We start from the raw sequence: 13,253 nt of genomic DNA on the forward strand, positions 1-13,253 counted from the left end.
GACCCCAGTGAGATGACTCGCATGAGAAGTAGTCACTATTTGAAATGGCTTTTCAGCCTGATGTTGGCGGTCGCCTCTTTAGGCAGTGCGACGCCGTACGGTCAAGCCGCAATTCAGCCTGATTTCCTGGCCGACGTCGATCCGGAAATTCGTGATCTGGAACCCGTCCAGAAATTCAATCCCGCGCTCAAAGAGCTCTGGATTGCGGCGCTCAATCGTCCCGAAATTGACATGCAGCGAATGGCCGCCGAAACGATCGCGCGCGGCCACAAATTTGGCATTCCTGAACTGAGCCAGGCCGTTCCCCGCCTGGAAGAAATCCTGCTGGCCGATTCGTCGCACCAGGTGGCTCGGTTCGCAGCAGCTCGTGCACTCATCGCGCTCGATTCTCACGCCTCTGCTCAAAAGCTCTTCAGTGCTTCTCAACAGTTTGCCGAGGATCTGCGGCAACTGATCGAACCCACTCTCGCCCGATGGGATTATGTTCCGGTTCGAGAGGTCTGGATCAAACGTCTCGAGGCTCCCGAGACCCGTCGCCGGGATCTGGTTCTGGCGATCCGTGGATTGGCGGTAGCGCGCGAACAGTCGGTTCTGTCTCAACTCTTGGCGATGGCCGAGAATTCCACAATTGATCCAGATTTGCGACTGGAAGCGGCTTTGGCTGCCGGGCAGATCGCCGAATCGAGCCTCGTAGAGAACGCGAATCGTCTGGCGAAAGCCCCCCAATCGAACGGATTCATCAGTCAACTCTGTGCGATTCGACTGCTGGCCCGCGACCAAGGCGATGGTGCGCGAAGCCTTCTGATGGAATTCGCAAGTCATGCCGAACCTGCTGTCGCCGCGGCCGCACTGCGCCGATTGAATGAAATCGACACTGTGTTGGTTGTGCCTTTCGCCGAAACCGCCATGAAACATCCCGATCCTCGAGTTCGAGGGGAAGGCACAAAGGCGTATTTGAGTCACGCCAGCGTCGATCGAATCGCACCACTCGCACAGGTGCTCGCCGATCCCCATCCTGACGTCCGAGGCACGGTTGGTGAAGGTTTGGCCCGGCTGGCCAAACAGCCAGAGCTTACCGGTCCGATCCAAGAAGCGGCCATGCAAATCCTGAAAGGGGATCGCTGGCAGGGACAGGAACAGGCGGCGTTGCTGCTCGGGTTGCTGGAGTACCAGCCGAGTGCCACGCGGCTCGTTGAACTCTTGGAGTCGCCTCGCCCGGAAGTCATGGTTGCCACCGCGTGGGCCTTGCGAAAGGTCGCGGTCAAAGAAACGAGCCCCGCGCTCATCGACAGGGCCCGCCGAATGACCGAACTGCACGTGCACCCACCTAAACAGAGCACTGAAGAACAAGTGATGCACCTGTTTGAAGCCTTGGCGGTCCTGAAAGCGACCGAAGCAATTCCGCTGCTGTCCGTTTACATCCCCAAGCCGGATCGAGCGGAATATCGTGAACGACCTCGCTGCACCGCCATGTGGACGATTGGGAAACTCTTAGAAGGACAACCCAATGCCGAGATCGCAGATGCATTCAGCCTGCGAATCAATGATTTCGCCGACCGAAATCCCGAACGAAATTCCATCAAAGAGATGTGCGCCATCTCGCTGGCTCGCATGAAGGAAGTTGATCAGGCCCCCCTCTTGCGGGGAATGGCCACGACGACGACACTTCCTGTTCGGCTCAGGCTGGCGATGCGCTGGGCGTTTAAAGAATTGACGGGTGAAGAGTTACCCCCGCCAGAGCCTTTGATTGCCAGCCAGGGAACGTGGTTCCTGCAACCAATCCCTTAACGGAATCAATATGGTCACTCTCCCCTTGCTGGCTGCCAAGCGGCGGAATCGATGGCTGGTCGGGATTGGAATTGTCGCGCTCGCCGCCTTGGGAGCGTTCGCCATTTGGCGTTTGAGCTCCCCTCGCCTGAACGTCATTCTCATCACGCTCGATACCACGCGGGCCGATCGGTTGGGAATCTACGGCGATCAGAACGCTCAAACGACGGGGTTCGATGTCTTCGCAAAAGACGGCGTGGTTTTTGAGCGCGCGTATGCGCCGGCCCCCATCACGCTGCCATCACATGCCACGCTCTTAACCGGACTCTATCCCCCCGAGCATGGCCTGCGCGTGAACGGCTCCGGACAGTTGGGGAAAGAGATTCCCGTCTTAACGGAAATCCTGAAGGACCGTGGATACGAAACCGGCGCTTTTATTGCCGCCGTGGTCCTCGACTCCAAGTACGGCCTGGATCGGGGGTTCGATACGTACGATGATGAAATTCAAAGGTCGGCCCGACATGCGGGCGAACCGCGTCGCGATGGCCAACAGGTCGTCGATTCGGCATTGAAATGGCTACAGCATCGAACCGCCAAGCCGTTTTTCTGCTGGATTCACCTGTATGACGCCCACGCACCGTACGACCCTCGCCCGGAACTCTTTGGTCAAGATTTTGCGAAAAGCCCTTACGATGCGGGAATTGCGTACGAAGCCAGGCAGTTCCATCGGGTCATGGAATTTCTTCACACCCAAAAACTCGACACGAACACGCTCGTCGTGATCGTCGGTGATCACGGCGAAGGACTGAATGAACACCTGGAAACCGAACATGGAATGCTGGTCTATAACACCACCCTGCACGTGCCACTGGCCTTCCTTGGGCCACGGCCGTGTCAACGAGGGACGCGCGTTCCCGAGGCCGTTTCTCTGGTCGATGTGATGCCCACCGTGCTGGATCTCATGAAGCTTTCAGCGCCAAGGCACGTCAGCGGGCGAAGCCTTCTACCCGCTTTAAAAGGGCAACCAATCGAGCCTCGTGACTGCTATGCTGAGACGGAAACTCCGTTTCTTTTAAATCGCTGGTCACCACTTCAAACGGTGATCTCAGATCACTGGAAGTACATTCACACGACGCAACCGGAACTCTATGACCTTTCGATCGACCCCGGCGAACTGACAAACCTGATCGATTCAGCGAGCCATCACGATGAGCGACGGCAAATGCAAGATCGCCTGTCCGTCATGCAAGAATCGTTTGTGCCGATTGACGCTCAGCACGTCAACCTTTCAGAGAAAGATCTGGCAGCGCTCCAAGCCCTCGGCTATGTGTCAGGCGGCAAAACACGACGCGACGATGGCGGACCGAAAAACCACGAATTGCTTCCCGACGTCAAAGACTTCCTTCCCTATTTGTCGTCGTTTGAAGAAGCCAAGCATATTGGCCTTGAGGGCCGCGTCCAAGAAGCGATCACCTTGCTCGAAGAGGTGGTCCGGCAGACACAACAGTTTCCTGCAGCAGATCTGCTCCTGGGTGATTGTCTGGCCCAGGCAGGTCGCCTGGAAGACGCCGCAAAAACGTATCAGGCCGTCCTCGTAAAGCGTCCCGACTTCGACCGGGCCCACTTCAGTCTCGGCAAAGTTCTCACCGCCCTGGGACGCACGGACGAAGCCACCGATCAATTTCGCGAGCACATCAAGGCGAACCCGACTGCCGCAATGACCCATCTGGAACTGGCGCAACTGCTCATCCGCTCTCAGAAGCTTGACGAGGCGGAACGAGAATTCCGTACCGCACAACAACTGGCCCCCGATTTGGTGCCAGCTCATCTCTTGTTGGGCCAACTCTTGGTCATGCGGAAACGCCCCACCGAGGCGGTGGCCTGCTTTCTTCAAGCGGCCAAATTAGCACCACGATCCGCAGTCCCCCACCTGAACCTGATGCAAGTCCTGGCTCAACTGGGCCAAGCCAAAGTCGCCATCGAACATGGCAAAAAAGCGGTCACATTGGAACCAGCCTCGTTCGAAGGTCACTTCAATCTGGGGCTGTTGCTCGTCTCCCAGCAGCGGATTGCCGAAGGGGTTGCGGAGCTACGTCAGGCACACCATTTGCAGCCAAACAACCCGCGCCCTTTGCAACAGATCCAACGGATCGAATCTGCAACAAAACAGCCTATAAAATAGGGGGCACTCACTTTGATGCTGCACGCGTATCCACTTTCGCCTTCGTAAGTGAATTGTATTGTGGCAAACCACGTCACTGGCAGGAATCTTGCGATTTTCCTTTATTTTTCGTAATTTTCCCTACCAATTTAGTTGCTATCTGCTCCTCGAATGATACCATCACAGCGCATTTTTACTTATGGGACTCATAAGGCATTTGCGGCCGTCGTGCCGCAGTTCACATCTGCCTTAAGTTCCAGCCACGTTCCGTGGCACCCGACGCATTGAGTGCGTCGCATCGAGTCGTGATATCGCGTCCTGATCCTATACAGCACAATGAACCAACTGCAGTTTTCTTATGCAGATTTCATTCCGTTCAAATCGAGTTCGGCAGCGCTTGGAAAAAGTGTTGCCCCCTTTTTCATGTTGTTCGCTTTGAGTTTCGTGTTTTGCGTTTTCTTTATTTAAGGAAGATCGTTTATGTTAGTGACTGGGAAACCGAATCGTCAGCGTGGTTTTACGCTGATTGAACTGCTGGTGGTGATTGCAATCATTGCAGTTCTGATCGCGCTGTTGTTGCCTGCCGTTCAGCAGGCGCGTGAAGCGGCTCGCCGCACTCAGTGCAAGAACAATCTCAAGCAGATGGGCCTTGCGTTCCACAATTACGAATCGACCTACAATCGATTCCCGCCCGCCTTGACGATCGTTGAAAACACAGGGGCCACGTCGAATATCGGCGAAGGCATGTACAGCAACAATGGTTATGTCAACCACAACGTGCACAGCTTCGCAGAATTCCTGCTGCCCTACATCGATCAGGGGAATCTGTACAATCAGATCAACTTCTCCGTGCCAATGGGCTTCACCTCGGCCACTGGCGGCGGAAACTTCACGATTGGCACGACATCAGAAACGTTCGTCGGAACACAGAATTTCCAAGCGATGAGCAGCACCGTCATCACAGGATTCATGTGCCCGTCGACCGCTCGCGCGTCCTCGAACCTCAACTATCTGAACGACTGGTGGACCGGAAGCTTCAGCTCGGCACCAATGTACACCGTTGGTAGCGCGCTGGATTACCTGAATTCATGCCCATTGAGCGCCCTCCGCAATCTTAGTGGAGCCACCGTCACTCGGAACATTCTCGGCGGCAACGAAGGCGATTACGTCGGCGCCAAGATTTCGGACGTGACGGACGGACTCTCGAACACCATCATTATCTCGGAAGTGGCTGATGCCAGCAACGAGTGGTCGATGGGCAAGAAGGTTGCCGTGAACTCCGACGAACAGATCGGCGTCTTCGGTGGAGCCTGGAACGACTGGACAACCGCCGTTCAGTTCTTGCGACCGATCACCCCCGGATCGTGTAACAAGGATTACGTCGCAACCTGCCCGGGTGGTCGCTCTGACGGAAACTGCGTCATCAACTGCAACAACAAGTGGAACCTTTACAGCTTCCACGTCGGTGGGGCACACACCCTGCTGGGCGATGGCTCGGTGCGGTTCCTGAACCAGAACATGTCGGCCGTCACGTTCGGCCGCATGCTGATCATGAGCGACGGCTTGGTCGTCGGGGAATTCTAATCCCCACGCCGAGTGTGGATAAAGCATTGCAGATAAGCCACCGACTCGGGCGTCATGTCCGAGTCGGTTTTTTTCTTGATTTTTTGCTATCGAATTTAACATCGAGGATGAGACAAAATGAAGGTCGCGTTGCGCCCCTACCTAGCAATTGGCGCGTTGACTGTCTCGCTGGCCATCGGCTGCGGAACAGGGAAGGACGATGTCACCCAAGAACGACTCAAATCCATGGCGGGCGGAACATTGAAGGCCACTGTCCCCGTGAGCGGAACAGTGTCGATTGATGGCACACCTCAAGCGGGAGTGAACCTCTTTCTTCACACCGATAAAGGCGGACCGCCGATCGCCACTTGCCGCTCGGGCGAAAACGGGACGTATTGCTGGAGCACGAACCTCTCTTGCGACGGCGTAGAAGCCGGAAGTTACCTCGTGGGATTTGAATACATTCCAAAGCAGAAAAAGAACGACAGCGGCGTGGATCTCTTCAAGGGAAAATACAAAAACCCCATGAAAGGCGATTTCAAGCTCACCGTCGAAAAGGACAAGCCGCAGAAGGATGTGAACTACGAACTGAGCCTCAAAAAATAGCCCGACGCATGATGGCGCGAGGAATTTCACGCTGTGGTTAGCCGTCATCGACTCTGCGATAGGATAGTGAGATTATCGCCATGACGACCGCCACCATTCACCCCACGAGCCCACCGCCGACCTCAGCCGCACCGACGGCCGCTCGGCGGTGGATCGTCAACTCATGGGTCGACCTGGCCCTCATTGTCCTGACACCGCTGATTGCGGCCCCCGCGGTCTTGATCCTGTCCTCCAACTGGGTCGGCGTGAAGGCCGAAACCATTTCGGTGATCGTTGCCGCCTTCTTTGCAACGGGACACCATCTGCCCGGCTTGATGCGAGCCTATGGCGATCGTGAGTTGTTCGAGCGGTTTCGCTGGCGATTTCTGCTCGCCCCGCCGCTCGTCTTCCTCGCCTACTTCCCGCTCCACACCTACCATTTTGACCTGTATCGGTTGATCATCCTGAGCTGGGCGACCTGGCACGGGCTGATGCAGCTTTACGGCTTTTTGCGCATCTACGATGCGAAAGTAGGATCAACATCCCCAGCGACAGCCCATTGGGATTGGCTGGTTTGCCTGTGTGGGTTCGTGACACCCCAATTCTTACGTCCCGACATGGCATCCAGCATTCTGGATCACTGGTACGCGATGGGGGCCCCCGCCATCCCGCCTTGGGCCTTGACCCCGCTGCGATGGACGCTTCTGGCGGCCTCGATCGTCGTCGTCATCGGCTTTGCGTTAAACACCTTCAATCAATCGCAACGCGGAGTAAAGCCAAACCCGATCAAGCTGATGATGCTGATCAGCGGGATTGGGACCTGGTGGTTTGCCATGCTCTGCATCGAAAACCTCCTGCTGAGCGTCGCTCTCTTTGATATCTGCCACGATGTGCAGTATCTGGCGATCGTCTGGCTCTTCAATTGCCGCCGCGTGACTTCAAACGACCAATTGGGTCGATTCATGAAATACGTGTTTCGCCGCGGAATGGTACTGCTCTACCTGGGGTTGATCGTCGCCTATGGCTCGATCGGCTTCGTGGCGCCGCTGGTTCTCGACAGAACAGTCAACGGAATCTTCATGGCCGTCCTGTTTGCTTCGACAATCCTGCACTATTACTACGATGGCTTCATCTGGAAAGTTCGGGAAAAATCGAACCAAACCAGCCTTGGACTGAACCAGCGATCCCAAACAGTCGCCCCTCCGCAGCGGATCGCCGGGGATTTCACACACCTGCTGAAGTGGGCGCCCGCGCTTGTCGGACTCGCCCTTCTGTTTGCAACAGATGTTTCGGATTCGCCGCTCACCACAGAGCAAAAGGACACGCTGAGCCAGGTCTATTCTCGAGGACTGACCGGAAGCTCGCTTCTTCCCCGCACAGACAAAGAGCGTGAGTGGTTGTATTCGCATTTCAAGACGACACAGTCGATCGCAGCTGCGATCCCCGACGATCGAAAGATCCAATTACGCGCGGCCATCATGCTGGCAAACTTTGGATCGAACGACGATGCGGTTCGCAAACTTGAACAACTGCTGCAGCAACACGCCGACTTTGCCGACGCCTATTTAACACTGGGGAGCATTCATCTGTACCGAGGGAACATGGATCAGGCGGCCCAATACCTGCAGAAGTCGTTGTCAGCGGCAAGAACCGAAAAAGAAAGAGCCTCCGCGAACTTCAAATTGGGTGAGCTCGCCTTAGTACAGCACGATTCTGCCGTGGCCGACTCACGATTCGCCGAAGCCTTGCACGACAACCCAAAGCTCGACGTGTCCATTCAAAAGCTTCGTGAAACAATCCATTGATCTGAATGGAAGACCAGCGCGCGATCGCCTGAACCCTCATTTGATGGATCGGCCCCCTCGAACGCGCTGCATCCGACGAGCACTCGCAGCGCCAGGGACCGTCACAACGATTCCATCCAGAAAAGAGGCGACAGGAATCAACAGAGATCCGATTCTGCTCACTCCGTGACTCTGTCAACCGGCTCCGAGCAAAAGGCGTCCAACTCACGTCACCATTCGAGTCGCACCCAGCGCGATTGCGCATCGGGGTGCGCGGTGCCATCAACGGTCGAAGCGGCAGCGTACGCCCCATAGGCGACTCAGCACAAATGCGCCAGGGCAAACACGCAACGGAGCCAGACGAAACTCTCTTGCCCAAATCGACTGAGTGCCCATCCCCAGAGTGAAGTCACTTCGAACCCGGCTTCGAAAGCGAGTCTTCACCCAGGAACACTCGGTTTCTGACTGGAAAATGCGGCAAGAAGTCCTGGAACGTCCCGAGACACAGCAACCCAGACAATTTCTTATAACCGACTTCTTTCGCTGCGCATCCTGAAATTTCCTGCCAGGACTGTTTCATTTTCGCCCATCAACGATATGCTGATCCCTATGTCATTCTGTCTACGACTCGCATCAGTGCCTTGAAGTGAATCGACGAGATCTGGGGAAAAGACGAGTGCCTTAGTCAAGAACCATCGCGTTTGAGCTTTGAGTTCCCGGCTTGTCCCCACATCAAGAACTGAACTGCGAGACGTGTCGGCCGAGTTTTGTACATCCTGTTGAGGCGCGATCCAATCAGGATGCGGTATGCCTTCTGTTCTTAGGGAGCATTATGTTGACACCGATCTTCCACAAAAGCAGACATCCACAGCGGGGATTTACACTGATTGAGCTGCTGGTGGTGATTGCCATCATTGCGGTCTTGATCGCATTGCTGCTGCCTGCCGTTCAACAGGCCCGTGAGGCGGCTCGCCGTACCCAGTGCAAGAACAACCTCAAGCAGATGGGGCTTGCATTCCACAACTACGAATCAACGTATGGAATGTTCCCGCCTTGCCTGATGATGGTTGGAACGCACGATGTCGGTTATCCCCACGAAATTGGGGAAGGGATCTACGACAATCCCGCGAACACGGCTGCCGCGAGCCTTCACAACTGGTCAGAGTATCTTTTGCCGTACATCGACCAGGGGAATCTCTACAGCCAAATCAACTTCAACGGACCGATGGGCTTCAGCACCGCCACGGGCGGCCCCATGGACGTCAGCTCTGTCCCGGGCCTCTCGGGGACGACTTCTTTCCAGCAACCCTACGACGCTATCAAATCTGCGGTGATCTCAGGCTATATGTGCCCCAGCGCCCCTCGTGCGTCAAACACGTATAATTACGTCAACGACTGGTGGTTCGGCAGCTTTGGGTCGGTGCCCATGTATAGTATTGGCAGCGGGATCGACTACATGCCTCCCGCAGTCATGTGGGGCATGGACACAGCGATAGCTGGGGTACCGGATAGCGCACCGACGATCATGACCGCCGGTGAAAGTAACACTTACGTATGCTCTAAAATCGCGTCGATCACTGACGGCGCGTCGAATACGATCCTCAACATGGAAGTTGCCGACCCAAGTAACCAGTGGTCCATGGGCAAAAATGTTGGGCCGAACAAGCAAGTGGATTCCTCCCCGACAGGCTCGGTGTTCGCCGGGACCTGGACCGATTGGACGATCGGCGTGTTTTGCCTGCGGAAAGTGGTGCCGGGATCAAATGCCCGCAGCCACGACAACGGCCCTTGCGTGATTAACTGCACCAATCAATGGAATGCTTACAGCTTTCACACAGGTGGAGCACACGTTTTGCTCGCGGATGGCACGGTTCGATTCGTGAACCAGAGCATCAACTGGATCACATTTGTCAGGCTGTGCGTGAAGAGCGACGGACAGACTGTGGGCGAGTTCTGACCGAGTCCACACGTGATCATCGCGATTGAGGTCATCGCGGTTGAGATTCACCGGCTCGCCATTCCCCAAAAAGGGAGGAGGGCCGGTGATTTGTGTGGCTCACTTCGTCGAGTTTTTGATCAGACGTTGGAGAAAGCGTAAATGGTGCGCCGAAATTTTGCTGGACTCATCCTATTGTCCGTCGCCCTTGTCGCCGGATGCGACTCAACCAAAGCCGACGTCTCGAAGGAACGCCTAAAGTCGATGGCGGGCGGAGAATTGAAAACTGTTATTCCCGTCAGTGGAACGATTCTGGTCGATGGAACTCCCACTGCCGGCATCAACATCTATTTGCATCCCGAAAAGGGTGGTCCATTGATTCGGCAATGCCGCACAGATGAAAAAGGCGCCTATTGTTGGGCCACCTATGTTCCCTGCGACGGCCTTGAACCAGGAACCTACCGACTCGCATTCCGACTTCCGACGAAGCAGGAAAAGAAGCCAGGTTCGGGAGGTGACCTATTCAAAGGAAAATACACCAATCCGATGAAGTTGAAAGCGGATTACACCTTCACTGTTAAACCGAACGAGCCAATGACGAAGGTGGATTACGAACTAACGACAAAATAAGATTGAGGTGTTAGCGGCCTATTGAAAAATAGGGGAACGGACTCTGCTCAAACTCAAAACGCCATGGCGATTTGAATATTAAGGCGTCTGTTTCCCCAAATTTCAACATACGCTTCGCCCTGGACTTGCAGCGTGTTCGCTGGCGATTTCTTCTCGCGCCGCGATTGGTGTTTCTCGCCTATTTTCCTCTGTACGACTACCACCACGATCTGCACCGGTTGATCATTCTCGCCTGGGCCACGAAGTCGCCCGGCGCCATCTCGCCAACGATGATGCCGCCGTGACGGATGCGAATCGTACCCCCTAATCTCGCGGGGTGGTGAGCTCTCGCAAAGCCCGTGTCGCGTTTTTGAAGCGACGCTGTTTGAGAAAAACTCACACGCAGAAACAAGTTATTCGCGCGATCTTCACCTGACTCCCACCACAACTCGGACGATGCGTCACTTGCGCAACCGGCGTCCCGTGACGGGCAATTCTGAGCTCGCGATGACAGCAGTGAGCTTCAGATGGCACGCTAAGTCGTTCGATATTGAACATTTGTCGCAAAAGGTCAGCGGATGTACGAAGGGGCTTTACCCATTCACTCGGTGTGTCAATACCCCGGCAAACCAAAAAAGGTTTTATTACATTTTTGTAATTTATCTCATAAAAATCGTTTCAATTTTGATCTAATACGGTATGTTGTGACCGCTACGCTCCACTCGGAGGGCGCGTCCGCCTCTTTCAGCAGCAGGTGATCTTGTGTCGAAACGCTTGCGCAATTCCCGCTTAGTCAGTCAAAATGATGGCCAAGGTTCGGCCAGAAGTTTTTTTGCATCAACAGCCTGATTTCTGGGCATCTCTGCAGATTCTCTGCTTCATTTCGTGATTTCTGTTTGGGGATGCCCCGAACGGAGTGTTGTGTGTCCTTTTTCTAGGGAGCATTAATGTTAACATCGATCTTTCGAAGGGCCCGAAATCGGCAGCTGGGGTTTACGCTGATTGAGCTCCTGGTGGTCATCGCCATCATTGCTGTCCTGATCGCATTGCTATTGCCAGCCGTACAACAGGCTCGCGAAGCCGCACGACGCACGCAGTGCAAGAACAACCTCAAGCAATTGGGGTTGGCATTCCACAACTACGAAAGCAGCTACAAGCAGTTCCCTGGTCCACTCTATCTCGTACTGGCATCGGGACCGCTGAGCGGGATCGGCCAAGGGATTTACGGCCAGACCACGGGAGAAGACGGCAACGTCCATCTTTGGACGGAAATGCTGTTGCCCTTCCTCGACCAAGGAAACATCTACAACACGATCAACTTCAGTGTCCCCATGGGATTTGGCTCGGCAACTGGGGGGCCAGTTTTGATCGCCAACGACTCACCCGGCACCGCTTACAATGCCAGCCAGAACTTCCAGGCGATCATGTCGACTCCGATTCCGGCCTTCATCTGCCCCACGACACCACGTGGCAGCAATGTGAACGCCCCTTACCTCAACGACTGGTGGTACGGTAGCTGCTCGAGCGCTCCGCTCTACAATGGTGGTGGCGCATGCGACTACGCGGCCTTGGCTTCGTGGTCGGACATGAAAAATGCCGGTGGGCCAACAAATACCGGGAACACCATGATGGATGCCGACTCGAAGGGAATCAATTCGGGGGGGGTTAAGATTTCGTCGGTTCCAGACGGCCTCTCGAACACGCTCTTGATTGGCGAAGTTGCGAACAAGGCCAATGAATGGGCGATGGGAATCAAGCGCGGCCCGAACTCGTCAGCCGGAAATGATCCAAGCGGAAAGCCCGCACTTGGCGGTGATTCCTGGAACGATTGGCAGATGGGGATCGTCGGCATGCGACCAGTTACCCCTGGTAGTTATAGCACGCAGAACGGTGCCCCACCTCCAGGGCGTTCGAAAGGCCAGTGCGCCGTGAACTGCAACAACAAATGGAACATCTACAGCTTCCATCAAGGTGGTGCTCATATCCTCATGGGGGATGGGGCGGTTCGCATGATCAGCCAAAACATCAATCTCGCGACGTTGTCAAACATGCTTTGCATTAACGACGGCGTACCGGTGGGCGAATTCTAATTCGTCATATTCGCCCGCAGTCAACGTTGACTCTCGATTGACACACCGACTGGCTGATTGGCAAGTCGGTGTGTTTTCGTTCCTTTTCTTTTCTGCCAGCGCCGGAGGTCTTTGTGATTCCCTTAGGTGGTTCTCATGGTTTTGTGTTTTCCGCATTCACCCTCCTTCTGCTCGCAGGATGTGGATCCAGCGCGGGCGATATGTCGAAAGAACGACTTGCCCAGATGGCTGGCGGTCAACTGAAGGAAGTCGTACCGGTCAGTGGAAAGGTCGTCATCGACGGCGAGCCAAGGGCCGAAGTGATTCTGCAACTGTTCCCAGCCGACGGTGGAAAGCAAATCACGGAGACTCGTACAGGCGGCGACGGCGCCTATTGCTGGTCCACACACTTGACCTGCGACGGGATTGAGGCGGGAACCTACAAAGTGGCTTTTGAGCACTTTCCAAAGCCCAAACGAAACGACCAGAACGAGAAGAAGGATGATTTATTCAAGGGGAAATACAGCAATCCGAAAAAGTCGGAATTCACGTTGACTGTCGAGAAAGGAAAGCCGCAAAAGGACGTCAATTACGAACTGAAGATGAAATAGAGTTCCGATTTGCCTTTTGAGAGCGACATTCCTCACATCAGGCCGTCGTCTCAGACATATCTGGCGATGTCGAACAGAGGAACGGTCTTACTAAAGTAGGGCCAGTTGCCTCTGTTCGGTACCACGCGTTGCCCCTCCATTCCCGTGTTGCGTCTGTCACTCTATGGC

At 55.1% G+C, this 13,253-nt stretch carries 9 protein-coding genes; all 9 read left to right on the plus strand.

The window, feature by feature from the left end:
- Positions 1–21 precede the first annotated feature (21 nt).
- The 9 genes from OSO_RS0114435 to OSO_RS0114495 all read left to right on the plus strand — a co-directional run bounded on the left by OSO_RS0114435 (position 22) and on the right by OSO_RS0114495 (position 13,085).
- Positions 22–1,788: a HEAT repeat domain-containing protein gene (locus OSO_RS0114435; RefSeq protein ID WP_010583982.1), complete on the plus strand. Its 1,767-nt coding sequence runs from the start codon at positions 22–24 to the stop codon at positions 1,786–1,788.
- Between the two features lie 10 nt (positions 1,789–1,798).
- Positions 1,799–3,949 carry a sulfatase-like hydrolase/transferase gene (locus OSO_RS43530; protein ID WP_010583983.1) on the plus strand — a complete coding sequence of 717 codons (2,151 nt, stop codon included), beginning with the start codon at positions 1,799–1,801 and terminating at the stop codon, positions 3,947–3,949.
- 459 nt (positions 3,950–4,408) lie between these two features.
- Positions 4,409–5,512 (plus strand): DUF1559 family PulG-like putative transporter, encoded by a 1,104-nt coding sequence (locus OSO_RS0114450; RefSeq protein ID WP_010583984.1) that lies wholly within the window; start codon positions 4,409–4,411, stop codon positions 5,510–5,512.
- Positions 5,513–5,629: 117 nt separating this feature from the next.
- On the plus strand, positions 5,630–6,097 hold the full coding sequence (locus OSO_RS0114455; RefSeq protein ID WP_010583985.1) for a hypothetical protein: 468 nt from the start codon (positions 5,630–5,632) through the stop codon (positions 6,095–6,097).
- Between the two features lie 80 nt (positions 6,098–6,177).
- Positions 6,178–7,881, plus strand: a complete 1,704-nt coding sequence (locus tag OSO_RS0114460) for a tetratricopeptide repeat protein (protein ID WP_010583986.1) — start codon at positions 6,178–6,180, stop codon at positions 7,879–7,881.
- A gap of 811 nt (positions 7,882–8,692) precedes the next feature.
- Positions 8,693–9,817 carry a DUF1559 domain-containing protein gene (locus OSO_RS0114470; protein ID WP_010583987.1) on the plus strand — a complete coding sequence of 375 codons (1,125 nt, stop codon included), beginning with the start codon at positions 8,693–8,695 and terminating at the stop codon, positions 9,815–9,817.
- Between the two features lie 141 nt (positions 9,818–9,958).
- Positions 9,959–10,426 (plus strand): hypothetical protein, encoded by a 468-nt coding sequence (locus OSO_RS47985; protein WP_010583988.1) that lies wholly within the window; start codon positions 9,959–9,961, stop codon positions 10,424–10,426.
- Between the two features lie 926 nt (positions 10,427–11,352).
- Complete coding sequence (locus OSO_RS51610) at positions 11,353–12,495, plus strand: DUF1559 domain-containing protein (protein WP_010583990.1); 1,143 nt, start codon at positions 11,353–11,355, stop codon at positions 12,493–12,495.
- 224 nt (positions 12,496–12,719) lie between these two features.
- Entirely contained in the window at positions 12,720–13,085 is a 366-nt protein-coding gene (locus OSO_RS0114495) for a hypothetical protein (protein ID WP_237729283.1), read from the plus strand.
- Positions 13,086–13,253: the final 168 nt, after the last annotated feature.

Origin of the sequence: Schlesneria paludicola DSM 18645 (assembly GCF_000255655.1) — a bacterium.
Classification (GTDB): domain Bacteria; phylum Planctomycetota; class Planctomycetia; order Planctomycetales; family Planctomycetaceae; genus Schlesneria; species Schlesneria paludicola.

Bases quoted from the DNA above. Each gene is read 5' to 3' on its own strand.
- OSO_RS0114435 (WP_010583982.1), top strand. From the start codon at position 22: ATGAGAAGTAGTCACTATTTGAAATGGCTTTTCAGCCTGATGTTGGCG.
- OSO_RS43530 (WP_010583983.1), top strand. From the start codon at position 1,799: ATGGTCACTCTCCCCTTGCTGGCTGCCAAGCGGCGGAATCGATGGCTG.
- OSO_RS0114450 (WP_010583984.1), top strand. From the start codon at position 4,409: ATGTTAGTGACTGGGAAACCGAATCGTCAGCGTGGTTTTACGCTGATT.
- OSO_RS0114455 (WP_010583985.1), top strand. From the start codon at position 5,630: ATGAAGGTCGCGTTGCGCCCCTACCTAGCAATTGGCGCGTTGACTGTC.
- OSO_RS0114460 (WP_010583986.1), top strand. From the start codon at position 6,178: ATGACGACCGCCACCATTCACCCCACGAGCCCACCGCCGACCTCAGCC.
- OSO_RS0114470 (WP_010583987.1), top strand. From the start codon at position 8,693: ATGTTGACACCGATCTTCCACAAAAGCAGACATCCACAGCGGGGATTT.
- OSO_RS47985 (WP_010583988.1), top strand. From the start codon at position 9,959: ATGGTGCGCCGAAATTTTGCTGGACTCATCCTATTGTCCGTCGCCCTT.
- OSO_RS51610 (WP_010583990.1), top strand. From the start codon at position 11,353: ATGTTAACATCGATCTTTCGAAGGGCCCGAAATCGGCAGCTGGGGTTT.
- OSO_RS0114495 (WP_237729283.1), top strand. From the start codon at position 12,720: ATGGCTGGCGGTCAACTGAAGGAAGTCGTACCGGTCAGTGGAAAGGTC.